A 26624-nucleotide genomic window follows, 5' to 3' on the forward strand; every position below is an offset into this window, starting at 1 on the left:
GGTTAAAAAAGCTCCAATCTTCCTGCAAGTGTAATTTGTTCCACTCTTCCTACTGCCATTTCAGCCCCAGGACTAGCATTACCTGACAAAGAACTTATCACATCTTTGCAGCCCCATTCAATAGCAAAGTGTAAAGGAGCATATCTATTATTGTTCTGTTTACTAACATATGCCCCACTTTCAATTAAAATATCTCTTATACTTTCATGATCGCTAGCAAAATGCAAAGGAGTGCGTCCACAACTATCCCACACATTAACACATGCTCCATGTTCAATCAGAGTTCTTACTATGTTTTCATTATCACTTTCAGCAGCAAAATGCAAGGGAGTGCTTCTATAATTATCCCACGCATCGACATATGCTCCGTGTTCAATTAGAGCTATTACTATGTTCTCATAGCCACTCTTAGTAGCAAAATGTAGAGGAGTGTGTCCATCATTGTTCTGCGCGTTAACATCTGCTCCACATGCAATTAGAGCTCTTACTACACTTTCATTCCCACCTTCGGCAGCAAGATGTAAAGGTGTACATACATCATTGTCCCACGCATTAACATTTGCTCCACTTTCAATTAAAATATCTAATATGCCTTTGTGGTTCCATTCAGCAGCAAAATGTAAAGGAGTGCATCCATCGCTGTCCCATGCATCAACATATGCTCCATATTCAATTAGAGCTATTACTATGTTCTCATAGCCACTCTTAGCAGCAAAATGCAACAATGTAGTTTCTACAGGATCTAGATCACTATGTGTAGTGAATATATGATTGATATTAAATCCACTATCTTCCCACCTCCGTAAATCAATTCTTTCTAATTTTATTTTTATTCGTTCAACTATGTTGTTCTTGCTTAAACCTGAAGTATCATTTATTTCTTCAAGCATTTTTAGAAAATCATCAAGCGTCATAATCTCCACTACTTATTAAAATAACTTGGTTATTATGTTCTTTGACACAAAAATCAAGAACTTTTTATTTTCCTAAAAAATCATTTAAGCTATACTCCAAATCATGAAAGTCAGGCAAAATATTAAGTTTTTTTCTCTATCATTTGTGATTTTGTCTTCTCTATGGATTACATTGTCTGGTTATTTTGAGCCTTTTTTTATTCTCTGTGGAGTATTTTCTTCTGTGTTCACATTGATTATCTTTAAAAGGTTAATTGATGCTGAAAGTGCCCTTAGTCAAATTCTAAATGATAGTGGTAGGCTGTCACTTTATCAGCTTATAAGTTATATACCTTGGCTAATTTACCAAATTATTTTTTCAAGTATTTATGTAGCAAAAAAGGTGCTACGATTCAAATCTACAGTTGAGCCAATTGTTATTGTAAGAGAATGCATAGGACATAATGATAAGACCATTGCATTATTTGCTAACTCGGTTACGATTACTCCTGGAACTTTAACTATCAATGTTGAAAAGAAGCAGAAAACATATTTATCTACCATATGTTTGATAGATAAAGATCTTGAAAGTGGCATTTCTGAAATAGAAGGTAAAGTCTTAAAAATGCTACACCTAGTTAAGTAATTGCTTTAAATAAGTTAACAGCGTCTCTGTATTCTCTTCTTAGGCTTTCAAGCATTTCTTTTGGAAGGCTATCAATAACAGTAGAACATAAATAATTGTACAAATCTTCTAGCCTTGATATGTTATTTTTCTTCTTGCTGTTGAATTTGTACGGAAAAATGCCCTCCATAATTTCAATATCAACAACCTTATTTAAAAATGCATTTTCACTTGTTATGCTTATTCTTGTAAGTATAGTATTAATTTCAGGTTCATTACTCGTATAAATATCTGATAATTCTGCCATTTTAATGACGTACAAAGTTACTACTTTTGATAAACAATTATCAGAATATTCACAATTTTTTATTACCTCCCACTGAGTAACCTGAGACTTGCTTGTTTTTGCATTGCTTGGTAATTTATTCATTGAATTTTCTCCATTTAATTCAGTGTAGTAAATTATACTAATACTTTGTTAAATAAATAATAACGCAGCCATAAAAATATGCATTTATTTACCATAAATTGTATAATATTCCTAAAATTAAATGTTAAAGTTACTTCAAACTGAATGATTTCTTTAATTCCATGTTATCCAGCAGTGTAAAATATTGCTACACAATAGTATTTATTCTAAAATAAACTTTCCTTTTGAGCTATTTTATTAATATCCATTCTTACGGCTGCACTAAAATGAAAAAGATAAAACTCGGAATACTAATTTCAGGTAGAGGATCAAACATGCAGGCTTTAATAGAAGCATGTCAAGATCAGAATTTCCCTGCTGAAACTGTGTGTGTTATCACAAATAATAGTGAAGCTGGAGGCCTTAAAATAGCAAAGCAAGCAGGAGTTTCAGCGTTTGTTGTTGAAGATAAGCCACTTGATACTGATAAAATTCATGAAATACTTGTTCAACATAAGGTTGATTTAATTTGCCTTGCAGGGTTTATGAGAATTATAAAGGCCAATTTCCTGAATAAATGGCATAACAAAGTTATAAATATTCATCCCTCTTTACTTCCGTCATTTAAGGGCCTAAATGCTCAGGAGCAAGCTCTGAAAGCGGGTGTAAAAATTACAGGATGTACTGTGCATTATGTTACTCCTGAAATTGATGCTGGAGCCATAATCGCTCAAGCTACTGTTCCAGTGTTACCAAATGATGATGTTCACAGTCTCTCAGAGCGCATTCTAGCTGAAGAGCATAAGTGTTATGTAAAAGCAGTAAGATCAATAGCAGAAGGTATTAACTATTGACCTTGAGCGTTTCTTCCAACTTCAACAAAAAATAAATTTTCAGGATTCAGTAAAGAACTTGCCAGCTTGTTTACTTTTTCCAATTGAACATCATTAATGATATTTGCATAATTATTTATATGGTTAATATCACGATCATCTATCTGCATACTATCCAGTAACGTTGCTGTATTCGCATTATTGGATAGAAAAGAGAAGATAAGGTTATTTACTAAACTGGTTTTTGCATCCTTGAATAATTGTTCGTCAATTCCTTCCTCTTTTATTCTGCTAAATGTATCTTTTACTGCTGATATAGCTTTGCTAGCAGTGGAACTATCAGTACTCATAAATCCAGATATAATATTTCCATGCTTATTAGGAACATTACGTGCACTAACACCATAAGTAATACCTAGATTTTGTCTCAACTCTTTCATCAGTATTGAGTTTAGACTCATACCACCAAGCGCATTAATCAAAACACTAGCATTATAGTAATTAGGGTCTTCATATGCTATGCCTTTTTGAGCAAAAAGTATTACACTCTGTGGTATATCCATAAAAACGCTCTTACTTTCTGCAGGCCCAAATTCATTTTTTACAGATACCTTCCTAACTTTCGATCTTTTTGATGGTAACTTAGATAAATATTTATCGAGCAGCGTACTAACTTCTTCTTTTGTTGCACAACCAACAATACTAATAACGATATTATCCTTAGTAAAACTACGCTTTATGTATGTTAAAACATCGTCTCTAGTAATGTTCATTATAGTGTCTAGAGTTCCATATGGATCTCTTGAGTAAGGATGTTTTTTGAACAACAATGTATCTAACTCTTTTGCAGCAATAAAATAAGGGTCTTTTTCAAAATTATTAAAGTTTACTTTGACTTTTTCGAATACTCTATTTAACCCCTCAGGATCAACTTTAGGGCGCATTATAGCATCACTCAGTAGTGAAATTGCATCCTCTAGATTCTCAGATAAAGTGTTTAATGAAACCCTAAATGCTTCTAAACCAGCAGTAAAATTTAAACTAATTCCTTTATCCTCAAGCTTTTTCGCAAAATCTTTGGCATCATTTTTTCCTGCTCCCTCTTGAATTACAAGAGAAGTAAACCAAGCAAGCCCCTGCTTTTCTGCACTTTCATACACACAACCTGCATCTTTGAATGATATATTAAGTGAAACTTTTGGTAGATCATGGTTTTCAACAAATAAAAACTTAAATCCTTTATTAGTAGTAACCTCCTCTATATTTAAGTGACTGCTTGCTTGCAAATTAAAGCCTAGACAGAAAAAAAATAGAAATACATATTTACTTATCTTCATTATTACCTCCTTTTGGTAGCAAACGACCAACTAATTTATTAGTAGAAAAGATAGCGTGAACTTTATTATTTACATCCTCTAGATTGACATCATTAATTTTGCTATATGAAATGTCTATTTCATCAAGTGGAATACCTAGTGCTAGACGTGGTATATAAAACATTGCTATATTAGTTAAATCAGATAGATTATCAAGCTGTGCTGCTTTGTATTTAGACTTTGTACTTTGCAACTCTTCACTTGTTATTCCTTCAGAGTTAAAGTGATTAATAGAATTTTCTAACTCTCTTGCAACAGCATCCAAATTCACCCCGCTTTTTGGAGTTACCCGAATCTCAATGTAACCATTACTAAAAGCTAAGCTATTATAATAAGCAAACACTTCTACTGCTACATTCTTATCTAGAACTAAATCTTTATATAGCTTACTAGACTTGCCATTCCCCAAAACATCAACTGCCAAATCAACAGGAAAAGTTTCACTTATTTGCTCAAATAAAGGAACACTATAGCGAAAGTATAAAACTGGCTCTTTTACTTCAGTGCTTTCTAAAATTACCGATATATCTGCATTATGTATTGAATCTTGGTTTGGATAATGCCTAATTATAGGCTTAGCTTTAATTTCGCCATATTTTTCTTCTGCTAATTTCACTACTTCATCAAATTTCACATTGCCAACAATCAGCAATATTGCATTGCTTGGATGGTAATAGTTATCATGAAACCTTGTTATGTCATCTTGATTGTAAGTTTTAATATCGCTCTCCCAACCAATAACAGACCTACCATAGCCATTACGATAAAATGCACTGTTCATTTCCTCCCATAGTAAAGCTTCAGGATTATTATCAAATCTCATCTTTCTTTCTTCTAATACGATATTTTTTTCTCTATCTATTTTGTCTTGCGTAACATCAAAATTGCCCATTCTATCTGCTTCAATTTCCATTGCTAATGGTAAATCTTTTTTGAGAACTAATTCGTAGTAGCAGGTGTATTCTTTAGTGGTAAAAGCATTAAATTGGGCCCCAATGCTGCCCAAAGTGGATTCTATGTCTTTAAATTTTCCTGTAGTTTCAAACATTAAGTGTTCAAAGTAGTGAGCCAAGCCTGCTTTGCCAATTGGGTCATCCATTCCCCCAACTTTATATATTATTGCATGAAAAACAGCTGGAATTCGGTGATTAGGTACTACATAAACATCCAATCCGTTACTGAGCTTAGCATGCTTTATGATTTCAGCTTCCAAAGAAATCGGACAAATGAAAAAAAACACAGATAGTATAAAAAAACTAAAGAATTTGCGAAGCATTATTTCATTCCTCATTTTGCTTAGAGATAGACCTATCATATATATACCACTTATATAACAATGTACACATTCCACAAACTATAGATAGATCTGCTAAATTAAAGGCTGGCCAATACCAATCATTGATATGAAAATATATGAAGTCATATACAGCTCCCCAATAGATTCTATCAATTACATTTCCGATCGCTCCACCAATCATCAGAGAAAAACTAAGGTAAATTGACTTATCATTAGATTTATATATCAAGTATGTAAGTATACCAATTATTAATATTGAACATGCTGAAAAAAAGAAGCTGCCATGCGGCAGAGTACTACACATTCCAAAGCTAATTCCTGAATTCCAAACTTCAACTAATTTCATAAAACTAGTAATCTCGATTGACTCCCCCTCATCAATCAAAGAGTTTATATACAATTTACTTGTTTGATCGAATGATACTATAATCAATATAATAACTAAACATATCCTTTTCATAAATTTATCTTTAACTGGTAAGCCTTCATTATATCACGATCTATCTGTTTTGTTAACTCGTTAATACTATGGAATTTTTTTTCTGCCCTAATAAATTTTAAAAGTTGTATATCAACCTTAAAATTGTATACATTTTCGTTGAAGTCAAATATATGCATTTCTACTATAGGTTTTTTTAAGTCCTTAAATGTAGGTCTCATACCAATGTTGACTACTCCATATAGCCAACTTGAACTATTTTCAGAAAATGCAACTTTGGCGTAATATGTACCAAGCTTAGGTTTTATCATGTAATCTTCTATCGGAATGTTTATGGTTGGAAACCCTATTTCTCTACCTCTACATGCACCTTTTGTTACAATACCAGAAACTTGATAAGACCTACCAAGCAATTTATTAGCAATTTCTATTTCTCCTTTTTGTAAACACTCCCTGATTGAGGAAGAAGAGCAAATTTTTCTATCGATTATCAATGGCTCTAATTTAGTTAAAGAATATTCATACATCTGAGAATATTTTTCTAGAGTTAATATGTTACCCAATCGTTTGTGACCAAAAGTACAACTTTCTCCAACAGTTATATGTTTAGCACCATACTTCTTTACCAAAATCTTACCAATAAAGTCATCGCAGCTAACCTCAGAAAAACCTCTACTAAAATTAATAATATACAAGTAATCTATACCATAGCTGCTGATTAGTTCCCTTTTTTGTTCTTGATCTATTAACCTAAAATTGTTCCTACTAAATAAAACAGTTGATGGGTGAGGCTCAAAAGTTAAAACTGCAGAGGGTAATCCTCTTTCTTGTGCTACCTTCTTTAGATTGGAAATTGCAAACTTATGCCCTAAATGAACGCCATCGAAATTTCCGAAAGTTAGCGCCACATTATCTTTTATCCCTCGCTCACAGTTGTAAATAATTTTCATACAATTTGATATTTTATATATATTTTTTATATATAATAGTTGTATTTTATAAACTATGGAGATAAATCGTGAAAAACACTAAAGGAAAAGTTGTAATATATGTGAAGAAGTACTGCCCATTCTGCAAGAAAGCAAAAGAGTTATTGGATGAAAAAGGTGTGAAATACGAAGAAATTGATGTACTTAGAAACTCGGATTTGTTTGACGGTATAAAATCAAAATATAACGTCAGGACAGTTCCACAAATTTTTATTACTGATGAAAATGGTGATTATGTACATCATATTGCTGGATGTGACAAATTGATGGATCTTGAAAAAGAAGGAAAGTTGGATAATATGTTAAATAACAATGAAGATAGCATTAATGCAACAGCTTACACAAGCGGCAGTGATGAACACGAGGGATGTAATATAATACATAATGAAGATTTTATGTGATTTTTTTGTCTTACTGTTGCTGGCATACCCACTTTAAACAATTTTTAATGAATTAAAAATACAATTCATCTAGTGAGTTTTTTTAGTGGGAAAAAATGATAAAAAATATTATAATTGTTAGCAAAAACTTAATTAGTATTGAATTAATTAACAAACAAGATTTAGAGAGTTTCATCAAGATTTTCACAGTGCTTGATAAGCATATAGCAGCTAAAACTCTTTTTACAGAAGAAGTGACAATAGAGTATAAACAACACAATTGCATAGAAGTTGTTGAATTGATAAAAGATACAGGTTTTACATATCATGATGTTGAGAATGTGTTAAATCACCTAAGTAATCATGGAATGAAAGTACCAAGTAGCGTTATAGCAAGCACCCTTTCTTCTTCATACAATCACGCACTTGAGTCTAAGGATGTAGCATTTGCCTGTTCTAAAGGGTTGCCACAATTTTACATCAGGGTAAATAAGAATACCTTTATAATGACTCCTATAAGTGAAGAGAATCTGGAATTGAATTCGCAAAATAGCAAAATGCTTATAGAGTCATTAAAGAGCGAAAAAAGCACTTATGATTGCATAGTGGAAGAAAATATCATCAAAGTTATAGTGCATTCTGAAATACATCAGGCTATAAACTCGATTATAAAATCACTGATAAAGTCTTGCCTTTTAGTAAGAGATGAAGAAGAAAAATTCAAAGAGAAATTGAGACAACTTGCTTTTAAAGATCAAGCTTTCGTTGAGTATTCTAGCATCAAAACCATTCATAGATATCTGAATAACCATCCTCTGAGAAAGCATGAAAGTGTTATTAAAGATATAGAAAATATTTTATGTGATTTCATAATAAATGAGAACAGCGGGTTTGCTATAGAGCGGTTAAATAGACTGGGCTCAGAAGTCTCTCCAAATACTCCAAGAATCATCACTAAAACTATAGATAAGCTTGTTAAGTTTCACTAAAATGTTGTTGGAATGGTTTTAGCCAATGTCTACATATATCTGATTTTTACTGATTGAGTGGAGCAATTGAGCTGCTCTCTGTCATCCCAGCGTTTAACACTGGGATGATTTCGTTGTATGGTATCTTATATAGTGTTTTACAAATTCACATAGCTATTTCAAATTTACCCATATCAATGTCAGTAAATTTATTGAGAAAATATCACTTAGTTCTTTAAATTTATGTTTTTGGATATATATTAATCATTTATTTTCAAAGCCTCAATAAAAGCATTTTGTGGGATGTTTATGTTTCCTACAGAATGCAATCTTTTCTTACCTTTCTTCTGCTTTTCAAGCAGCTTCATCCTTCGTGTGACGTCTCCACCATAGAGCTTGGCTATTACATCTTTTCTATACGGGTTAATCGTTTCTCTAGCAATAATTTTTCCGCCTACTGCCGCTTGAATCGCGATTTTATATTGCTGGCGTGGTATCAAGTCTTTCAAACGTGCACATATTTCACGGCCTCTTTTTTCTGCCCTGCTTTTATGAACAATGCAGGCTAACGCATCCACAGGTTCTCCATTAACTAAAAAACTTAATTTATCTATCTGACTTTCCTGATAATCGGATATTTCCCAATCTAAACTTGCATATCCCTTGGAAATTGATTTTAGTCTATCGTAAAAATCAAAAACAACCTCAGACAGCGGTAATTTATACTTCAGTAGTGCTGTTGTCGTATTACCAACATAAGATAAATCCTGCTGTTCCCCTCTCCTCTCTTCACACAGAGATAGAATCTCTCCTAAATATTGATCAGGTACCATTATAGTTGCAGTGATCCACGGTTCTTCCACTATTTCAATTTTTGTAGGGTCTGGCATATCGCTTGGGTTATGGATATTTAAAACTTTACCATTTTGTGTTGCAACTTTATATATAACACTCGGTGCAGTTGCTGTTAGATCTAAATCAAATTCTCTTTCGAGTCTTTCTTGAATGACTTCAAGATGTAGCATTCCTAAGAAACCGCAACGAAATCCATAACCTAGGGCATTTGACGTTTCAGCATCAAATGTAAAACTAGCATCATTTAAATGTAATTTTTCTAGTGCTTCCCTTAAATATTTAAAATCATCTGTGTTATTGGGAAAAATACTGCAAAATACTACAGGATGTACTTCTTTAAAGCCAGGTAATGCCTTGCTGCACGGCCTTTTCTCTTCAGTAATAGTGTCTCCTACTTTGCAGTCTGCTACTTCTTTCATTGAAGCAGTTATAAAACCAACTTCACCTGCTGAAAGTTCACCAGTCATAACTTTTTTAGGAGTGAAAATACCGATATTATCGACCTGATATGTAGCATTATTAGACATCATAACGATTCTCATGCCTTTTTTTAGTACTCCATTTTTAACTCGCACTAAAATTACTACTCCTAGGTAAGGATCATACCAACTATCAACTAAAATTGCTTGCAGTGGAGCATTTGTATCACCTTGAGGAGCGGGAAGTTTTGTCACTATAGCTTCAAGTACATCCTTTATCCCAAGACCAGTTTTTGCCGATATCAAAATTGACTCAGTTGCATCAATTCCGATTACCTCTTCAATCTGAAGCTTTACCTTTTCTGGATCTGCAGCAGGAAGGTCAACTTTATTGAGCACAACTATTATCTCATGATTATTGTCAATTGCCTTGTACACATTTGCCAGAGTCTGAGCTTCAACTCCTTGGCTGCTGTCCACCACCAAAAGTGAGCCTTCACATGCAGCTAAGCTTCGGCTGACTTCATATGAAAAGTCAACATGACCTGGTGTGTCCATGAGGTTGAGGCAATATTTATTACCATTATTTGCAGTGTAATTGAGTCTTACCGTTTGTGCTTTGATTGTGATTCCGCGTTCACGCTCTATATCCATTGAGTCAAGTACCTGATTGGTCATTTCCCTTGTCTCAAGACCGTTACATTCTTCTATCAAACGATCAGCAAGAGTTGACTTCCCATGATCTATATGTGCTATTATTGCAAAATTTCTTATATTGTTCATAGATCTACTTATTTAAGTAGATCTATTTTACATTTTAAGTATTACAAGAGCAATTACTTATCTTCCTTTTTGCTGAAAACATTAAGCTGGCGTCTGTACTGGTCGGAAGTATTCAGTAGTTGATGGTTGACTCAGTTTGCTACTTTCCTCATTCTTTTCCTGCTTGCATGTTTTTACTGCATCAGCAAGGCTTAGGTAATCATTACCAACTTTAATTCTTACATCTTTATTTTCTTCTAAATCTTTATCATCTGGCTTATCACTTGCTATTTTAATAGTGCCATCGCTATTAGCACTTAATATAATGATAAATTCCCTTTCATCTATATACCAATTAAACTTTATTCCATATTGAGCTGCAGTACCTAAATTATAACACCTCACTCCATTTTTATCTACAAAGCCACAGACAACTTCTTCTTGATCGCCATTTAAAATATGAATTTCATGAATATTGTTTTTTTTACGAAAATCATTATTTAAAAACTCGCTTATCTCAATATTTATGCTTTTACTGTTGTCTTTTAGATTGATTACTGCATCACACAAACTACAATTATCATATTTTTCAATTGATACTGCATCAATAGTGCCGTTTTCTATATACTTTCTAAACTTTTCTTCAATTTTCTTTTCTAATTCTTCTTGCCTTGCTTCATTTTGTTGTTGCATTCCTTTTAGCTTTTCTTCCATTTTTTTCTGAAGTGATTCGATATCACAAATTAACGTGGATTCATCAATGCCGAGTATCACGTATGCTTGGCCCAATCCTGTCTTCAATCCTTCAATTATGATTACCATCTCTAAGACAGACCCTAAGTTTTGATAATGTATATTAATTTTTTCACTACTTAGGCTACCTCGATTGCTATCCCAGTCGATAGCAATGTTAGTAAACATAGAATTAAGGCCTTCATAAATATCTTTCAATAGACTTGATTTCTCTGAGTTTATTCCATCACGTTTAATACTACTAACATAATCATTAAATGACTTTATTTCTTCAGAATATGTAAAGACACTGTACAGTTCTTTACGTGTTACTCTATCTTGTATTTTTTGTTTTATTTTTTTTAATATCTCACTACTAATACATTTTACCTCATAAAACTATTCAATATTATATACATAAACATTAGGGAATGTTAGCACTTTCTACATGCTTGCGCACTTCCTATTATTCCTTTAACATAGCTGACACTTTTTTTGAATGAGAAATCACTTTATTAATCATATAATTCTCATGATTGTTACCTATTTTAGGCAATTCATACAAATAATTCACCATTATCCCGGCTGACTGACTAATGCCTTTTTCAGAAGTATCAGCCATCCAGTTTAGTTGTTTTATTGATGCACCATTGCTTAAATGAAAGTGTGCGACCGGATCATAAGCACCACCACTACTGCTTTTAACCTTTAGCAAATAGTGTGCACAAAGTTTCAGTAGGGACTGTTTTTCGCATTCAATGTTAGTTTTTATGCTTTCTAAAATTTCTGTACCTGATTGTTTTATATTAAGCTTACCTAATAAAGCTACGTCTTGATTTTTTAGCCATTTTGTAAATCCAGGAACTGGAGAAAGAGTTGCATACACTTTTACGCTTTTAAATTCTTGCGATAGTTTTTCTACGACTCTCTTTATTAAAAAGTTACCGAGGCTAATTCCAGATAAACCAGTTTGAGTGTTTGATATTGAATAGAATATAGCAGTACTTGCACTACTTGGGTCACTTGAGGGCACTGACTCATCCAAAAGGTGTTGAATACTATCTGAAATCTCATTCATCAATGCAACCTCTACAAAAATTAGAGGTTCGTTTGGTATTTTGTAATGAAAGAAAGCAAAACAGAGACGATCAGAATCTAGCCTATTTTTTAGGTCACCCCAAGAAGAAATTTTATGTACAGCTTCATATTTTATAAGTTTTTCCAACAATGATGCAGGTGAATCCCAGGTGATTTGATGAAGATCAAGTAGATCAACATCAACCAAAGTACAGAGTATATTTTTTAATTCATTTTCTAGTGGGTTTAGATTTTCATATTGGTTCTTTAGCTTAAGCACATCAGAACGCATATCAACAATAAACTTAAGACCTTCTGGTAAGGAGATAAACTGCTTCAATATTTTAGAGCGTGGTGATTCAAGGACTTTTATTAAGTCTTGTTCAAACTTATAGCTCGACTCAGAATCTTGATTTTTCTTATATACTTTTATTTCTTCATCTATTTTCGTTTTATCCGGATTGAATTTTTCTGCCAGGGTTTGTAAAAATTTTATTTGACCTGCCTCTGATAAACTCAAGTACAAATTACCAAGAGATACGGTGTTCTTACGTGCTGAGACTTCACCTCCCTTTGGGTTTAAGCATTCGTTCATCTTCAAGACTAAACTATCGACATCGCGACTACTACTTAAATCAGGGTTAATATTGCCAACCCATGATCTTACAGCGTTTGCTACTTCACCTAGTATCTTAAAAAAGCTCTTTGGTGCTTTCTGATCTTCAACTTTCACTATATCAGTTTTTGCTAATGATTCTTTTGTCATAAATTCCTTTTACTATGTATCTATCTTAATTTAAAGAAAAATCTTAGTCTACAAAGAAGGCATATACTTTCATGGTACAACTATTTTATAATCTATTTAAAATTTTCGTAAAGAGAGTTAGATTTTTAATTTTATTATTCTTCTTATAAAAGTACTTTTATTATAAAAATGACCTTTTTTCTCTTCCTTTTTCGGGTAAGGCTGATTTTTTAATTACCTAGGCGAAGTTACTTAATTTTTACACATCTATTGTAAAGTACAAAATCTGACTTTGGAATGAAAATGCTAGCTGATGCTTGGACTTTATTGATACTTACGCTACTTGAAACTATACTTGGTATAGACAATTTAATCTTTATTTCTCTAGCAATAGATAAGGTGCCAAATCTGCTGAGAGAAAGAGCCCGCCTTATAGGTTTTGGCTTGGCGCTATTGATGCGTTTTGTAATACTATTTTTTACATCATATATATTATCAATGCAAAAGCCTATATTTCACACTGTATCTCTGGATATCTCAGTAAAGGATTTACTTATGATTGCAGGAGGGTTATTCCTTATTGTTAAAAGCTCTATGGAGTTATGGAGCGACATTTTTGTACATAAGGAGAATAAAACAAAGGCAAATGTTAAATCACAATTTTTTTTAGTTGTGCTACAAATTATATTAATAGATTTAGTTTTTTCGGTTGATTCGATATTAACTGCCATAGCATTAACTCACAATATGATAATCATTGCCATAGCATTTACATTTTCCATACTAGCGATGCTATTTTCATCAAGTTATACCGCTCAGGTAATAAAATCCAACCCAAGCTTAAAAGTAATTGCCATTCTATTTATTTTACTCGTCGGTGTATATCTAACACTTGAAGGGCTTCACATAGAACTACCAAAAGCATGTTTGTATTCTTCATTTATGTTTGCATTGCTTGTGGAAGCTATAAGCAAAATAAAGAAAATACAGCCTTGAAACTATTTTACACGAAGCAAAAATCCAATCAGTGCGTGACGTACAACTGTGCGAACATTTTTTAGCAGGAAGGTGTCATTCAGCTTCGGTGTCATCCCAATGCTTGACACTGGGATCCATTTTTCCATCATCAAAAACATTGTATTTTTACATTACTTTTATGCTTACCAACTTAACTGGATCCCAGTGCCCATACACTGGCATCCTACAGATAATGTTCATACAGCTGTGCGTCACACGCTCTACTGTCAAGTAGGTGCTTGCTGTCCATTTATTAAGGCGGCAGATGGTTTCTCTGCTCCATCAACTTTAGTACTAGGCTTTAGTAATGCATATGTAGCACAACCAACTACCAGTGCTGCTGCTGTAACTGCAACCACTGCTATAACGATAGGTGTCAACTGAGCTGTAATTGTTCCAGTTGTAAAAAGTGCCACTGCTATAGCAGTGCCTAATAATCCAGTTACTCCACCGGCAATCTTTGCTTTATTACGCGCTTTTACAAAAGAGCCTCCTCCTGCGTCTAATAGAGCTTTTACTACGTCTTGACTCTTAGCATGATCTAAAGGAGTCTTTCCATCTTTATCTACTGCATTAACTTTTGCTCCTTCTTTGAGTAAAACCTCTACTATCTCTGTGTAAGCAGCAAAGTGCAAAGCAGTGTACCCACTTTTATCTCTCACATTAACATCTGCTTTTGCTCCGATTAAAAACCCTACTGTCTTTTTGTAACCATTCTCAGCAGCTATAATTAATAACGTCCACTTTTCGTATGGGTAAATATCAAATACATGATTTACATCAAAATTACCTTTCTCCCACTCTTGATATAGATCTTGATTCTGTTTCTTTAGTTCTTCTTGTATTTTCTTAATTATATTATCTTTATTTAAATCTTTCTTAGCCTCAATCGTCCTCAGTACTGTTTTCAGTGATTCATATTCTCTTGTCATGATTTTACCTTCAATATCAAACGATATGTTTAATTATTACATGATTATGATAAAAAGTCGATTAAAACAAGCTAATAACTGGGATTGTGAATAGTAAATTAGATTCAAGTAGCCTCTGTGGTGTCATTCAACTTCCTTGTCATCCAAGTGCTCCTTTTTCTGTCATCCGAGTAGCTTGACACTGGAATCCAGATCAAGTACGGCTATTATCCAAATAACCCTTCGTTGTCATCCCAGTGCCCGGACACTGGGATCCAGGAACCAGCGTCACGCGCTGGAATGACATTAAATAGTTTTCCTTAAAATTTGAGTTATGCAAGCAGCCTCTTTGGTGTGATTCGAGTAGCTGAAACTGGAATGAAATTATTGCTACTCCCACTCAATAGTTGCTGGTGGCTTGGAAGTTAAATCATACACAACTCGATTTACTCCGGAAACCTTGTTAACAATTATACTACTGACGTCTTGCAAAAACCTCCAAAATACTAACGAATGTTGATCTTTATTTTCAAATGGAAATGCATCAGCTGTCATGCCATCAGATGAAGTCACAGCCCTTAAAGCGCAAACATATCCGTATGTACGATTATCTCCCATAACTCCCACAGTTTTTACTGGTAACAGTACAGCAAAAGCCTGCCATATTTTATCATACAGATCATAATTTTTCATTGTGTTGATATATATTTCATCTACTTCTTGCAATATTCGTACCTTTTCTTCATCAACCTCACCTATGATCCTCACTGCAAGTCCAGGCCCAGGAAATGGATGTTGAAATATTATCTCATCTGAAAGCCCAATTTCTTTGCCAAGCAGCCTTACTTCATCTTTAAAGAGATAGCGTAAAGGTTCTACTAGTTTCAGATTCATTTTTTCTGGCAACCCACCAACATTGTGATGAGATTTAATTGTACTAGTGTTTCCTGAAGCGTGCCCTGATTCAACTACATCAGAGTAAATGGTGCCTTGCATTAAAAAATCCACATCACCTATTTTTTTTGCCTCTTCTTCAAATACTTCGATAAAAGTATTGCCGATAATTTTTCGCTTTTCTTCCGGATCAGTTATTCCCTTTAACCTACTTAAAAACAAGTTTGATTTATCAACGTAATTTATTGGAATTTCTTTTAACATAGCAGTGGTCTGGCTCTTACGCAATAACCCAGTATCGATAAAAATACAGTTTAATTGTTTTCCTATAGCTTTGTGTGTAAGAACTGCTGCAACACTTGAATCAACCCCCCCACTTACTGCAGCAATTACTTTTTTCTCCCCTACTAAGTTTTGAATTTTTTCTTTCTGTTTTTCAACGAATGACTTCATTGTCCAATCTCTCTCACAATTTGCAATATCTAAGAAATTAGAGAGAAGTTTACTACCATTTGTCGTAGGCTTAACTTCAGGATGGAACTGAGTACAGTAAATCTTCCGCTGTTCGTTGGCAATTATTGCGATTGTTTGATTTATTATACCTGAGGCAATAGCAGTAAATCCTTGCGGTATAGTTTCGACACTGTCTGCATGGTTCATTAGCACATCGACTTCGGAATTAACGTTCCAAGTATCCTTTATAATTGGGGATTCTTTTAGTATCTTGATTTTAGTTTTGCCAAATTCCTGATTGAATTCTTTTCTTACCTTTGCCCCGAAATAATGACAAATGAGTTGCTGTCCATAACATATTCCAAGTATAGGAGTGTTTATTGTTTCGTTAAGTTTTATAATTTTATGTGCTACTTCACTTACTTCAGAGCAATTGTCATTTACAGATTGCGGTCCTCCAGAAAAAATAAATCCATTGAATTTTGATACTGTTTCGAAATCGATATTGCTTGGAAATATTTCACAGTAAACGCCCATTTCCCTGATTTGTCTTGCAATAAGCTGTGTAAACTGTGAACCAAAATCAATAACGGCAATTGCTGACAATGTGCTCCTCCATATTATTTAAAGCAATATTTGATAATAAAGAAAACAATAAAGTAAGTAAACTAAGACCTGTTTAAAAACTTTAATATATGACTAAAGTAACTTAAATTTACCGCAACAGATTTGTGATTAAGCTGTCTTAATTATCATTCTGATACTCTCTTCTTATCATAATAGCAACCCCAACATCTTTCCTTAAGTTGATGCCATTGCCTGAACGGATACGTTTAATATATATATAAATTCCTATCTTTTATATCTAATAAACCAAGTGTTGGTACGATTGTTGCTTTCAGGAAGATGACGGTTTCTACTGTCTTAGCCAGTTTTTTTGACTTTTGATGCAATAAGTTTTGGTTATCTTTTCTATGCTCTATAAGCCCACCAATTACCATAACTTCGCCGCTCTTAATTTTTAACGTAGAGTGCATTTCTCTGGTTTCAATAATTGGAATGTCACTATTTAATTTCATTTTATTCTGCTGTGCGACATATTCTATATTTGGGTCTTTAGTGTAATCGTTAATTCTTGATAAGGTTGGATGTATATCCATGAATATTTCATTAGTATCAATGTTAATGCTTGGGTGGATTATTAACACCACACCTATTGGAGTGCTATTCATCTTGGTAATTAAGGCATGATTGGAGTTTCCGGTATCTTTCTGTATATCGGAAGTAAAATAGATATGGTTTTTAGTAAATGAAATCATTGCTTGCTGATTATTTATAGCATGTACTCTAGGGCTTGAAATTACGGTTGAAGTGCCAAATTTATTTAAAATTTTTACTAAATCTCCTAAATCACTCACACTAGAGTTAATTGCTAGGTCAATAATAGAGTTACCTTGATTTGTTATAGATTTGGTTTCATTATGCAAATCATTTAAGTTGATACCAGAAAGGTATTTATCGTCTAATAAAACTTCAACTATTTTGGCCTCGATCATTACTTGAGAAGACGCCAATTTCTTAACTTTATTAATATATTCTTCAACAGCTTTGTGAATATCTTTTCTAGCATTTAGAATAATGACACCAGTTTCTCTGTTGGATGAAAGAAACTCACCATCATCTACTCCGTTAACATCCATTATTGCATTTAAGCCTTTTTCTAATGAATTCCATAAATCACTACTATATTGAGATTTCATATAGTTTCTATCACCATCACTGTCGGTAATATTGTTACCAATGATAAAACTCCTTTGCGCAGAGTGTTGAATATTGATGAAGTCTACGTAATAATTTTGTGCATATGGCAAATCTTGTTCAATTCTAATTACACCATTATTCATTGAGTAACGCAATTTGGCGCTGTTGGCTATATTCTGAATTACTTCGTTTATGTTCTTATCTTTTAGCTTTAAAATAATATTACCTGATATTTTGGGATCTATGTCTAAGTTAACGTCAGAAAGTTTTCCTATCTCAATCAGTAAATCCTTTACTGGTACTTTTTCATCAACATTAATCGAAAGAAACTGATTACTGGTTGTAAGATTGGGAAACTCTACCGGTAAAGGTATCATTTCTGGTATTGCTGGTTCGTTATTCTTCAAAGGAGTATTATATTGTTGCAACGAATAATCGTGCTTATAATTGTCTATATTAACAGAATGTTGCTTGTTAGGTAGATGTGTACAAGAAATAATGAAAAGGAGTATTAAACATTTTAAAATAGCCATGAGGGCAGCATACAAATCTATACTAATAGTTTTCTATAAAAATGTTAAAAATGTATTTAATTGTATCCGTTCAGGGGAGTGGTTTAAGAAATGATAGATAGGAGATTATGAAAAGGGTTTAGCCGTATGGAAGTGGGATGAAAAGAAGCACTGGTTTCACATGCGTCTGAACAGACACCATTTTACAGCATTTTAAATTTGTCCTGTGCAATGTTTGTACAGTTGCGATAAAAATTACTTGCAAATTTTGACAGCTTTGTTATTTTGATAGTGAAGATATTCTAGAGCTCGAAATCTATCTTCGTCTGCAGACTTTTCAACTTAATTAATTTATAATCTCTAGTTAAAGTATATTGTACTTATGTATAGATAACTTCTATCATAGCTATGTACATTTTTCTGAGTTTTTTTGTATTACTTAGGAGGATCATCATGTTTAAAATCATGGATTACGCATATCATTGACATAAATGCCTTAAAAGGACAGATGGTACCTACGTCCTCTTTATATAGATTATGTATTTGTTCAGATACGACTAAATTGTGTCTAGTGTAGAAAAAATTAGACAAATTCAGCCTTATATAGAACCAAATTCAACGGAAGTAGAATTATCCTCATTTCCATAATAGTAAGGATTTGCTTCTTGCGTATTATTAACAGCAGTTTTTAATAGTACTTCCTTATCACTATTCCATGCAACTTTCTCCATAATTGGAATATAATCCTTACACTTTTGATTATCTCCACAATCCTTGATTTTACTATCATCATTTAGATAACGCTTCAATGCATCATAGTATACTTTGTGTTATTACCCTCTTTATCTATCATTTGTCCTAAGGTATTAACAAGTATCAATGGTGCAACTTGTTTTGCTTTTACAACACTTGTTTCACTGGACTCTCTAAAGAGATTAGGACATGCTCCTCTGGAAAAAAAGCTCTTGTTGAATTCTGGATTACCATAGTAAACGTTCGGGTAACAGAAACTCTTAATCTCTTCTTCTTGACACGCTAACTCTATTTGATCATCGACACATTTTTCACATTCTATATTACCAAGCCAGGATATTGAATTAAGATCCTCTGTAAAGGCAAATTTAAAATTTACTGCACCATAATTACCATTTGCTCCCCCTTCTATATATTTTGCAATCTTAGGATTACTGTACATCTCAGGATATAATTCCTTTAGTAAATCAGATGCACTAAAACCTTGACAACCTATCTTATTATCAACTTTATAAAAATGAGAATATGGCCCACAATTTTCATACTTGGAACAATCTGAGGTTACTTTTCGAGATGTAATTTCTCCATTTTCATTCTCTCCTTCATCAGTAACAGGTTCGCCCGTATCAATTTCACCTTCTCTATCGGTAACAGATTTATCTATACCACTTCCTTTTTTACATTCTTCAGCTATTTTTTTATACCACTCAGTCTCTGCTGATGATTGCTCTACATTTTAATTTCCGTAGCTGTTCACAACATTACACTCTGGAACTATATACCTAATATCGCATGCTGATTTCTCTCTTTATCTTCTGCAAATTAATTAAATGAAGGGCATTAAGTATCCACACTACTAAAAAAAGTGTGGTACAAAATATAAACATTGCAATTAGTGGCAGCAGTAAAGAACCTTCTATTGCTACTCCACCTTTTCTAAAAATACTTGCTGGCTGATGAAGAGTAGACCATAAATTCACAGAAAATTTTACTATGGGAATATTTATAGCACTAAAAATGGCAAATACTGCTGATGATTTCTCTGCTCTTGCTTGATTATCAAAAGCGCTCCACAATGAAAGATAACCAACATACAGAAAAAACAAAATCAGCATTGAAGTAAGCCTTGCATCCCATACCCACCAAGTACCCCATGTTCCTTTTCCCCAGACGCTACCTGTGATTAAGCATATTGCCGCAAAGACTGTCCCTGCAGGAGCAGCAGCATGTGCCAAAACACTAGCAACGCTATTGTTCCACACCAATGAAATGAAACTGAGTGATGCAATGAGTCCGTATATTCCAAGAGCAAGCCATGCAGAAGGCACATGAAGATACATAATTCGTACAATTTCTCCTTGTTTATAATCTCCTGGGGAGAAGAATAATGCCAAGAACATTCCAATTAAAAAACATGCGAAACAAATAACCCCAAGCCAAGGTAGAGCTTTTTTAGTAAAAGAAGTGAAATTTGTAGGCTTTAATAAAAACATTCGTTTTGAGAATAATTGTGTTAAGAATTTATCAATTAGTTTGAGTTTTATCAACAAGATAGTTTTTCTATATTTACGTAGTATAATAAATTAGCACAATTTCAGTAGCAGATTGCTTGCTATTATTTTTAGTATAACGTTGATGATCCTTAAAAAGCTTAACCTACACTTAGTGTCAGATTCAAGTGGTGAAACTGTTATATCAGTTGCAAAATCAGCTCTGAAACACTTTCGTTCTGTAGAAACGATCGAATATGTTTGGTCTTTCGTAAAAGGAGAAGAGCAGATTGACAAAATTTTAGAGGAAATTAATAGAAAAAGTGATGAGCATAATTTTGTTATATGCACTATTACTAATGATGAGCTAAGAAAATATCTAAAAAATAATTGTATAAAGCTAAAAATTCCCTACAGAGCGATATTATCACACATTATTAGGGAAATCTCATCCTATCTTGAAATTGAAAAAGACGAAAAACTTGACTTACATGCTGAGATAAATAACGAATATTTTCAGCGCATTGAGGCAATAAACTATACCATTAATCATGATGATGGACAAAATATTCAAGATATTGATAAAGCCGATATAATTTTGGTTGGAGTTTCACGCACATCAAAATCTCCCACCAGTATGTATTTAGCTTACCGAGGCTATAAAGTTGCAAATGTTCCTTTTGTTAGCGAGATACCCTTTTACGTCGACTTAGCAAAATTAAAAAATAAACTGACTATAGGAGTAACAATAGACGTAAGAAGGCTAATAGAAATACGCAAAAATAGACTGACTTCAATTAATAATGAAGGTAATAATATATATGCTGACCCTAGAAAAGTAGAAAAGGAAATTAAAGAAGCAGAGGAGTTCTTTAAGCAAAATAACTGGCCAATTATTGATGTCACGCAAAGATCAATCGAAGAAGTATCAGCAACAATTATACAGTATTTTAATAAAATGTGAAAAATTTATCAATTGACTAACTCTCTGTCAGTGATCATAATGTAAGGTAATTCTATTCTTACTGTAGATATGAAAGTTAAAGGGTCACTAAAATCTCATCGTAACAGAGATAAAAATTGTAAAGTTGTGAAAAGGGGTGGTAAGGTTTATATTATAAATAAGGTAAAGCCAAGATGTAAAGCGCGTCAAGGTTCTTAGCTTTTTGTTTTCCTTTTTATGTCATATGTTTTTCATATGGAAGCATGGTTAGAAAGAAACAAAAATTGTTGTATTTAACCACAGCACTGCCCATTTCTTCTCTTACATTATATTTTGGTATTAACATGATTACAGGCAGACGTGGCTTGTTAACATTAATTAACTTAAAAAAAAGAAATTAATTACGCGCGTCAACAAGTCCATGAATTTTAGTTCCACCCTAAGCCTTCTTGAGCTTGAGAATTTTTTCTATATATAGGCTGAGCATGAATGACATCTGATCATCAATTATGCAAATCTGGATCTTGTTGTGCATACTTAAGTCATTTTGCCAAAATTCCCTTTTTGCATCACCTTTTAAACCTCTTGTGTATACTTCTGTAATTGTGGTAAATTTTTGATCATTGGCAGCCACTTCTCCACACTGCTTCCATACATATTCTCAACTTCTTCTCGCTTTTACTGTGTATTCCTTTTGTGCTCTTTAAAACGGTACCTTCTATATATATATTTATTGTCATTAGGCTAAGTTACCGCTTTTTTCCATTTTTATACTTCTTGCCCTTGATTAATTTGACCTGCTAACATTTTGTTTACAGGGCCTGCTATTAACTCTGCACAATTTATTCTTATGGTAAAAACTTCTTCTTCACTCTTATTTTTCCTTAACTTGACGCGTATGGTTTTTTAAATACTCCCGTCTGTCAAGGAATTTCTACTCATGAAGGTTATGGCTTGGAAGATTACTGAAATTTTGAAAAATGTAGTCTACTTCTATATTCAAATATATCAAGCAGTAATTCAAAATTAGCTATTGTACCTTTTGCACTATTATATGCAAGGTTGAGCAATTCTCTGTCCTCATATAAATCAGCAAATTTAAACTCCATACACCCTGATTGTTTTGTGCCTAGAATATCTCCGCTACCCCTCAGCATCATATCCTTTTCAGCAATATAAAATCCATCTTGTGACTCACACATAATCTTTAACTTTGAATACGAACTTTTACTGAGATTATCATATAACAGTACACAAAAAGACGGTTTATTTCCTCGTCCTACTCTACCTCTCAACTGATGTAATTGCGATAACCCAAACTGTTCTGCATTCTCTATAATCATAATAGTTGCATCTGGTACATCTATGCCAACTTCTATCACAGTGGTTGCAACAAGCAGAGAAAATTCATTTCTCTTGAAGGAAAACATGACTTGATCTTTCTGATCTTGAGTTAGTTTTCCGTGTATTATTCCAACTCTATCAAAAAATGTCTTTTGTAACTCCTGAAAGCGTATTTCTGCTGCGGCAACATTGAGTTCTTCATTTTCTTCTATATATGGACAAATCCAATATGCTTTTTCGCCTCTATTTATAGCATCTTTCAGTTTTTGAATAATATCTGATACTTTTTTAACGTTCATAATAACGGTTTTTATTGGCAATCTAGATTTTGGTTTTTCCCTTAAAATAGAACATTCAACATCACCATACATAGCTTGCTGCAAGGTTCTTGGAATGGGAGTTGCAGTAACAAAAAGTATATCGGTATTTTCTCCTTTTCCTACCAACCGATTCCTCTGTATCACTCCAAATCGCTGTTGTTCGTCTATGACTGCGAGTCCTAAATTTTTAAATGTAACGTTGGCTTGAAATAATGCATGAGTACCAATTACTATATTTAAAATACCACTTGCAAGTTCGTTCATAATAATCTTTCTTTCCTTGCGCGCAGTTTTACCGGTAAGCAAAGCAACTTTTATATCAGTACAAGATAGAGCTTCTTCGATCCAATTATAATGTTGCTCAGCCAAGATAGTAGTTGGTGCCATTAGAGCTGCTTGCATGTTATTTTCTACCACATTCAGCATCGCAAAGAGTGCAACTACAGTTTTGCCACTCCCAACGTCACCTTGCAGCAGACTTACCATGCGGTATCTGGATTTTTGTCTTTCTGAGATTTCATCTATCGCTCGAATTTGATCATTTGTTAATTGGAACGGTAATTCATTTAAGACCTGCTCTTTGTATTTACTCAATATTATAAATTCTTTTCCCTCTTTTTTTACATGATTTTCCCTTGCAAGCTTTAGTGCCAACTGGTACGCAAATAGCTCATCATAAGCAAGTCTTTCTCTGCAAACTTCTGCTTCTGCGAGTGAGCTCGGTCTGTGCAATCTTATGATGCTTTCTTTCCAATTCAGCCATTTCTTTTGCTTGATTAATATTTCATCTATCCACTCTGGCAAATCAGGCAAATCTTTTAGATTAGAACTTATTATGTTTCTAATGCTCTTGTTAGTAATACCGCGACATAATTGGTAAACTGGCTCTATGCAGGCTATTTCTTTAAATAGATTGATATCAGACAACATGTAATCTGGGTGAGTAATTTGCCAATGTTCGGCAAACTTTTCAAGTTTACCACTGATTACTATATCTGTTCCAACTGGAAATAATTTATACAAATATTTAACTGAGTAATTAAAAAAAACTATAAATAAATACTGACTTTCACTTTCAACGATTATTTTATATGGCCTACCTCTAACAGTGGGGCGCTGGTGCTCATACACTTTTGCCACAAAAGTTGTAAATTCTCCCACTTGAGCATCAGGTAGTGATTTACTTCTATCCACATAGCTGAGCGGCCTATAAAACAGCAAGTCCATTACTCTGTCTCCACCGCAAAGTTTAGGCAATATTGCGGAATGAAACCTTGGTATATTCTCAATTTTACTATTTAGAAAAGTCAGCACACTTGACTGCTCATCAACATTCATACTGTGTAAAACCGTTTATTCATAATAGAGCCTTACTAAAATCCTGTCACCCTATTATGACTGTCTATGTTAAGTATATTATTGATATATTAACTATTTTTATGTATTATTATACTATCAGCAATTCATATCAAAGTATTAACAATGAACAACTCTACACAGGAAAAAAATGAAAATCCAGTAGTTACACTCAAAGCTCAGGCAGAAAAGTTTGATTTTAGTAGGTTAAGGGCTGACAAAAGCAACAAGTTAGCAACTACTGGAAAACAGATGTATGACGATTTTCGAAGAATGAGGTTTGTTATTAACAGCAAAAGTCTAGACGAAATTTTAATTGGCGCATTGATAGATGGAGTAGATCAACATAATTTTGATGAAGTTTGGAATAGACATTATAAAAAGCAAGAGATACCTGGTAATAAAAAAACCGACCAATATAAAGAGGAGTTTGAAAGGTTTTACAATCTAGGTAAAGGGTACACTCATCTATTACCAAAAAAAAGGAGATAAAAACAATAATTATCGCCTAATTGCAAAAGAAGTTTTCAGGGAAATGTTCAAATATGCTGCAGCAAAAGTTCCAAGTGATCCTATTTTGGAAGAGTTAATCACCAGTTGTAACCAACTTGGTTATGATGGTAATTTATCTTTTCATGTTGATACACCTGCGTTGGCAAGCCACAACCTCGTAACTGGGGTTCTCAAGAAAACAATAAATATTAATTGCACTGAATCAAGTTATACAAAAATTGAATCTAAAATGTCTATATCTGTATTAGACCCTAACAAGACAAAGGAATATGAAAACTCAAAAGATGCAGCTATAGCTACTATACAAAGTTCAATCAAATTCACACTTCAGTATCAAGATGGGAAAGATGATGTAGTATATCAAGATGGCAAATTGTCACTTACTGTACCTCGAAAATTGAGAGATTATAAAACTGATGGCATAAGTTTATTTGATATTATTAAAGAATATTTCTATAAATTCTGCGAGAAGTTAGGGTTCAAGTTTGAAGTAGAAATAGAGCATGATTTAGGTGATCCGATGAGCTACCTCGAAGAGGTAGCTCTGCCCATTCATAGCAATGAACACGAAAATACACCCTAAAACTAACAATTAAAATATCTCAAGTTCTGTTAGCTTATTTGCATAGTCAGTTGTACTAGACGCAACTTAATCTGACAGAAAAACTAATATCAATCTCTATGTTTGATGCTACTAATATTTTTCTAAAAAGCAATATGCTTGCTATCAAGAAAAGTCTGCATAGCAATATTTACCTAAATGAGGCCTTGTCTCAATTCCTAAATATAGCTGTGATTTTCTGGTTTATCATAGCCCATATCAGTCAAAATGCGCGATAATAGAACCATCAAAGAAAGATATATTAAAGATTAGCGGCAGTAATTGCAGTTTTCTCTGTTTGCCATAGCAACTCTTGAGTAGGTATCAATAATAATGATAATCTATATATCTGCTATAAAACCTCGAGATCCGTAGAATAGGGCTGACTAAGGTTCTCATACATTCCTGTATGCTGAGAACATAAAAGCTCTTTTGATTCTATTCCTAAATCCTCAAGTATTTGCTCCTGTTCAGCTATAAGTTCTAATAGCCCTGTTCCACTTTCACTTACTTTACTTCGTTCAAGACACATAAGTTCTGTTAACTCTGCTATGTCTTCTCTAGAAAGCTGATTTTTTTCAGAAAAAGTTGCTTCACTCATATGGTCCTCTTTTTTATATAAAGAGTATCTTATACAAGAGAATAACTAAAATAATCTAAACTCTTGTGTCATATTTGTAGCTTGGTGTAGTTATATGGTACATTTCAGATAAGAGTACTGATTATCTAATTGTAGGAGAAGACCTAGTCAAAATATAAAAAAGCAGTGGAATTGGGGATGGTAAATTCAGAAGTGTCTGAATAACTGTGTGAACTAAGTTCGGAGGAGAATAGTATGTAATAGTCTAGACTTGATCTGACAAGCAAACAAAGTAAGATAAAAATATAGACAAGTTTTAAAGGAGTGTCAGATATGAATACAACACAAGAAAAAATACTAAAACCAAAGTTGGGATT

At 33.3% G+C, this 26624-nt stretch carries 26 protein-coding genes and 1 pseudogene; 9 read left to right on the forward strand and 18 right to left on the reverse strand.

Annotated features, from left to right (window positions below):
* Nucleotides 1–2: 2 nt before the first annotated feature.
* Nucleotides 3–914: an ankyrin repeat domain-containing protein gene (locus tag OUY_RS00365; RefSeq protein WP_139686394.1), complete on the reverse strand. Its 912-nt coding sequence runs from the start codon at nucleotides 912–914 to the stop codon at nucleotides 3–5.
* Between the two features lie 103 nt (nucleotides 915–1017).
* Between OUY_RS00365 and OUY_RS00370 the strand changes: the two genes are divergently transcribed.
* Entirely contained in the window at nucleotides 1018–1539 is a 522-nt protein-coding gene (locus OUY_RS00370) for a Na+/H+ antiporter subunit E (protein WP_139686395.1), read from the forward strand.
* On the opposite strand, the gene OUY_RS00375 is transcribed toward OUY_RS00370, so the two are convergent.
* On the reverse strand, nucleotides 1532–1948 hold the full coding sequence (locus OUY_RS00375) for a hypothetical protein (RefSeq protein WP_007301944.1): 417 nt from the start codon (nucleotides 1946–1948) through the stop codon (nucleotides 1532–1534). The genes OUY_RS00370 and OUY_RS00375 overlap by 8 nt on opposite strands.
* Nucleotides 1949–2214: 266 nt before the next feature.
* Here OUY_RS00375 and purN point away from each other — a divergent pair, with 266 nt between their 5' ends.
* Nucleotides 2215–2781, forward strand: a complete 567-nt coding sequence (purN, locus tag OUY_RS00380; RefSeq protein WP_010402201.1) for a phosphoribosylglycinamide formyltransferase — start codon at nucleotides 2215–2217, stop codon at nucleotides 2779–2781.
* On the opposite strand, the gene OUY_RS00385 is transcribed toward purN, so the two are convergent.
* The 4 genes from OUY_RS00385 to ribF are packed head-to-tail and all read right to left on the reverse strand — an operon-like array spanning nucleotide 2775 to nucleotide 6822.
* Nucleotides 2775–4097 carry a M16 family metallopeptidase gene (locus tag OUY_RS00385; protein WP_139686396.1) on the reverse strand — a complete coding sequence of 441 codons (1323 nt, stop codon included), beginning with the start codon at nucleotides 4095–4097 and terminating at the stop codon, nucleotides 2775–2777. The genes purN and OUY_RS00385 overlap by 7 nt on opposite strands.
* Nucleotides 4084–5412: a M16 family metallopeptidase gene (locus OUY_RS00390; RefSeq protein WP_139686397.1), complete on the reverse strand. Its 1329-nt coding sequence runs from the start codon at nucleotides 5410–5412 to the stop codon at nucleotides 4084–4086. Before OUY_RS00390 ends, OUY_RS00385 begins: the two co-directional genes overlap by 14 nt.
* A 4-nt stretch (nucleotides 5413–5416) precedes the next feature.
* Complete coding sequence (gene lspA / locus OUY_RS00395; protein ID WP_139686398.1) at nucleotides 5417–5893, reverse strand: signal peptidase II; 477 nt, start codon at nucleotides 5891–5893, stop codon at nucleotides 5417–5419.
* A complete protein-coding gene (ribF, locus tag OUY_RS00400) occupies nucleotides 5890–6822 on the reverse strand; it encodes a riboflavin biosynthesis protein RibF (protein WP_139686399.1) in 933 nt (310 codons plus the stop codon). Before ribF ends, lspA begins: the two co-directional genes overlap by 4 nt.
* A 68-nt stretch (nucleotides 6823–6890) precedes the next feature.
* Here ribF and OUY_RS00405 point away from each other — a divergent pair, with 68 nt between their 5' ends.
* Nucleotides 6891–7262, forward strand: coding sequence for a glutaredoxin (locus OUY_RS00405; protein ID WP_006015443.1), 372 nt, complete (start codon nucleotides 6891–6893; stop codon nucleotides 7260–7262).
* 95 nt (nucleotides 7263–7357) lie between these two features.
* Nucleotides 7358–8230, forward strand: coding sequence for a hypothetical protein (locus OUY_RS00410; RefSeq protein WP_139686400.1), 873 nt, complete (start codon nucleotides 7358–7360; stop codon nucleotides 8228–8230).
* 239 nt (nucleotides 8231–8469) lie between these two features.
* Here OUY_RS00410 and lepA read toward each other — a convergent pair whose 3' ends face one another.
* The 3 genes from lepA to OUY_RS00425 form a co-directional block, all read right to left on the reverse strand.
* The gene (gene lepA, locus OUY_RS00415) at nucleotides 8470–10266 is read right to left on the reverse strand and encodes a translation elongation factor 4 (RefSeq protein WP_139686401.1); all 1797 of its coding nucleotides are present in this window, start codon (nucleotides 10264–10266) and stop codon (nucleotides 8470–8472) included.
* A gap of 81 nt (nucleotides 10267–10347) precedes the next feature.
* The gene (locus tag OUY_RS00420) at nucleotides 10348–11166 is read right to left on the reverse strand and encodes a hypothetical protein (protein WP_246038499.1); all 819 of its coding nucleotides are present in this window, start codon (nucleotides 11164–11166) and stop codon (nucleotides 10348–10350) included.
* Nucleotides 11167–11443: 277 nt separating this feature from the next.
* Nucleotides 11444–12820 carry a malonyl-CoA decarboxylase gene (locus OUY_RS00425; protein WP_010402191.1) on the reverse strand — a complete coding sequence of 459 codons (1377 nt, stop codon included), beginning with the start codon at nucleotides 12818–12820 and terminating at the stop codon, nucleotides 11444–11446.
* A 282-nt stretch (nucleotides 12821–13102) separates the two neighbouring features.
* Between OUY_RS00425 and OUY_RS00430 the strand changes: the two genes are divergently transcribed.
* Entirely contained in the window at nucleotides 13103–13795 is a 693-nt protein-coding gene (locus OUY_RS00430; RefSeq protein WP_029237607.1) for a TerC family protein, read from the forward strand.
* A gap of 248 nt (nucleotides 13796–14043) precedes the next feature.
* Here the strand turns inward: OUY_RS00430 and OUY_RS00435 are convergent, their stop codons facing one another.
* The 5 genes from OUY_RS00435 to OUY_RS06080 form a co-directional block, all read right to left on the reverse strand.
* On the reverse strand, nucleotides 14044–14748 hold the full coding sequence (locus OUY_RS00435) for an ankyrin repeat domain-containing protein (RefSeq protein ID WP_139686403.1): 705 nt from the start codon (nucleotides 14746–14748) through the stop codon (nucleotides 14044–14046).
* A gap of 369 nt (nucleotides 14749–15117) precedes the next feature.
* On the reverse strand, nucleotides 15118–16680 hold the full coding sequence (gene guaA / locus OUY_RS00440; RefSeq protein WP_139686404.1) for a glutamine-hydrolyzing GMP synthase: 1563 nt from the start codon (nucleotides 16678–16680) through the stop codon (nucleotides 15118–15120).
* Between the two features lie 227 nt (nucleotides 16681–16907).
* Nucleotides 16908–18383: a type II secretion system protein GspD gene (locus tag OUY_RS00445; RefSeq protein ID WP_179949510.1), complete on the reverse strand. Its 1476-nt coding sequence runs from the start codon at nucleotides 18381–18383 to the stop codon at nucleotides 16908–16910.
* A 563-nt stretch (nucleotides 18384–18946) separates the two neighbouring features.
* Nucleotides 18947–19156 (reverse strand): hypothetical protein, encoded by a 210-nt coding sequence (locus tag OUY_RS06075; protein WP_246038501.1) that lies wholly within the window; start codon nucleotides 19154–19156, stop codon nucleotides 18947–18949.
* Nucleotides 19153–19542 carry a hypothetical protein gene (locus tag OUY_RS06080; RefSeq protein WP_246038503.1) on the reverse strand — a complete coding sequence of 130 codons (390 nt, stop codon included), beginning with the start codon at nucleotides 19540–19542 and terminating at the stop codon, nucleotides 19153–19155. Before OUY_RS06080 ends, OUY_RS06075 begins: the two co-directional genes overlap by 4 nt.
* A 103-nt stretch (nucleotides 19543–19645) precedes the next feature.
* Between OUY_RS06080 and OUY_RS06085 the strand changes: the two genes are divergently transcribed.
* Nucleotides 19646–19840 (forward strand): hypothetical protein, encoded by a 195-nt coding sequence (locus OUY_RS06085; protein WP_246038505.1) that lies wholly within the window; start codon nucleotides 19646–19648, stop codon nucleotides 19838–19840.
* A 42-nt stretch (nucleotides 19841–19882) separates the two neighbouring features.
* Here the strand turns inward: OUY_RS06085 and ccmC are convergent, their stop codons facing one another.
* A complete protein-coding gene (gene ccmC / locus OUY_RS00455) occupies nucleotides 19883–20593 on the reverse strand; it encodes a heme ABC transporter permease CcmC (RefSeq protein WP_139686406.1) in 711 nt (236 codons plus the stop codon).
* A gap of 142 nt (nucleotides 20594–20735) precedes the next feature.
* Here ccmC and OUY_RS00460 point away from each other — a divergent pair, with 142 nt between their 5' ends.
* Both OUY_RS00460 and ykgO read left to right on the forward strand, forming a co-directional pair.
* Complete coding sequence (locus OUY_RS00460) at nucleotides 20736–21554, forward strand: pyruvate, water dikinase regulatory protein (RefSeq protein ID WP_010402159.1); 819 nt, start codon at nucleotides 20736–20738, stop codon at nucleotides 21552–21554.
* A 69-nt stretch (nucleotides 21555–21623) separates the two neighbouring features.
* Nucleotides 21624–21752: a type B 50S ribosomal protein L36 gene (gene ykgO / locus OUY_RS00465; protein WP_006015378.1), complete on the forward strand. Its 129-nt coding sequence runs from the start codon at nucleotides 21624–21626 to the stop codon at nucleotides 21750–21752.
* Between the two features lie 220 nt (nucleotides 21753–21972).
* Here the strand turns inward: ykgO and OUY_RS00475 are convergent, their stop codons facing one another.
* Both OUY_RS00475 and recG read right to left on the reverse strand, forming a co-directional pair.
* Entirely contained in the window at nucleotides 21973–22167 is a 195-nt protein-coding gene (locus OUY_RS00475) for a hypothetical protein (RefSeq protein WP_139686407.1), read from the reverse strand.
* 328 nt (nucleotides 22168–22495) lie between these two features.
* Nucleotides 22496–24535, reverse strand: coding sequence for an ATP-dependent DNA helicase RecG (gene recG, locus OUY_RS00480; RefSeq protein ID WP_139686408.1), 2040 nt, complete (start codon nucleotides 24533–24535; stop codon nucleotides 22496–22498).
* A gap of 144 nt (nucleotides 24536–24679) precedes the next feature.
* Here recG and OUY_RS06785 point away from each other — a divergent pair.
* Nucleotides 24680–25649 (forward strand): annotated as a pseudogene (locus OUY_RS06785) (hypothetical protein).
* A gap of 370 nt (nucleotides 25650–26019) precedes the next feature.
* Here OUY_RS06785 and OUY_RS00490 read toward each other — a convergent pair.
* Nucleotides 26020–26268, reverse strand: a complete 249-nt coding sequence (locus OUY_RS00490) for a hypothetical protein (RefSeq protein WP_139686409.1) — start codon at nucleotides 26266–26268, stop codon at nucleotides 26020–26022.
* Nucleotides 26269–26624 lie beyond the last annotated feature (356 nt).

The organism is Wolbachia endosymbiont of Leptopilina clavipes (assembly GCF_006334525.1).
Classification (GTDB): Bacteria; Pseudomonadota; Alphaproteobacteria; order Rickettsiales; family Anaplasmataceae; genus Wolbachia.

Excerpts from the sequence above, each read along its gene's own strand:
- OUY_RS00365 (WP_139686394.1), bottom strand. The coding sequence starts at position 914 with ATGACGCTTGATGATTTTCTAAAAATGCTTGAAGAAATAAATGATACT.
- OUY_RS00370 (WP_139686395.1), top strand. The coding sequence starts at position 1,018 with ATGAAAGTCAGGCAAAATATTAAGTTTTTTTCTCTATCATTTGTGATT.
- OUY_RS00375 (WP_007301944.1), bottom strand. The coding sequence starts at position 1,948 with ATGAATAAATTACCAAGCAATGCAAAAACAAGCAAGTCTCAGGTTACT.
- purN (WP_010402201.1), top strand. The coding sequence starts at position 2,215 with ATGAAAAAGATAAAACTCGGAATACTAATTTCAGGTAGAGGATCAAAC.
- OUY_RS00385 (WP_139686396.1), bottom strand. The coding sequence starts at position 4,097 with ATGAAGATAAGTAAATATGTATTTCTATTTTTTTTCTGTCTAGGCTTT.
- OUY_RS00390 (WP_139686397.1), bottom strand. The coding sequence starts at position 5,412 with ATGCTTCGCAAATTCTTTAGTTTTTTTATACTATCTGTGTTTTTTTTC.
- lspA (WP_139686398.1), bottom strand. The coding sequence starts at position 5,893 with ATGAAAAGGATATGTTTAGTTATTATATTGATTATAGTATCATTCGAT.
- ribF (WP_139686399.1), bottom strand. The coding sequence starts at position 6,822 with ATGAAAATTATTTACAACTGTGAGCGAGGGATAAAAGATAATGTGGCG.
- OUY_RS00410 (WP_139686400.1), top strand. The coding sequence starts at position 7,358 with ATGATAAAAAATATTATAATTGTTAGCAAAAACTTAATTAGTATTGAA.
- lepA (WP_139686401.1), bottom strand. The coding sequence starts at position 10,266 with ATGAACAATATAAGAAATTTTGCAATAATAGCACATATAGATCATGGG.
- OUY_RS00420 (WP_246038499.1), bottom strand. The coding sequence starts at position 11,166 with ATGTTTACTAACATTGCTATCGACTGGGATAGCAATCGAGGTAGCCTA.
- OUY_RS00425 (WP_010402191.1), bottom strand. The coding sequence starts at position 12,820 with ATGACAAAAGAATCATTAGCAAAAACTGATATAGTGAAAGTTGAAGAT.
- OUY_RS00430 (WP_029237607.1), top strand. The coding sequence starts at position 13,103 with ATGCTAGCTGATGCTTGGACTTTATTGATACTTACGCTACTTGAAACT.
- OUY_RS00435 (WP_139686403.1), bottom strand. The coding sequence starts at position 14,748 with ATGACAAGAGAATATGAATCACTGAAAACAGTACTGAGGACGATTGAG.
- OUY_RS06080 (WP_246038503.1), bottom strand. The coding sequence starts at position 19,542 with ATGTACAGTAATCCTAAGATTGCAAAATATATAGAAGGGGGAGCAAAT.
- ccmC (WP_139686406.1), bottom strand. The coding sequence starts at position 20,593 with ATGTTTTTATTAAAGCCTACAAATTTCACTTCTTTTACTAAAAAAGCT.
- OUY_RS00460 (WP_010402159.1), top strand. The coding sequence starts at position 20,736 with ATGATCCTTAAAAAGCTTAACCTACACTTAGTGTCAGATTCAAGTGGT.
- ykgO (WP_006015378.1), top strand. The coding sequence starts at position 21,624 with ATGAAAGTTAAAGGGTCACTAAAATCTCATCGTAACAGAGATAAAAAT.
- recG (WP_139686408.1), bottom strand. The coding sequence starts at position 24,535 with ATGAATGTTGATGAGCAGTCAAGTGTGCTGACTTTTCTAAATAGTAAA.
- OUY_RS00490 (WP_139686409.1), bottom strand. The coding sequence starts at position 26,268 with ATGAGTGAAGCAACTTTTTCTGAAAAAAATCAGCTTTCTAGAGAAGAC.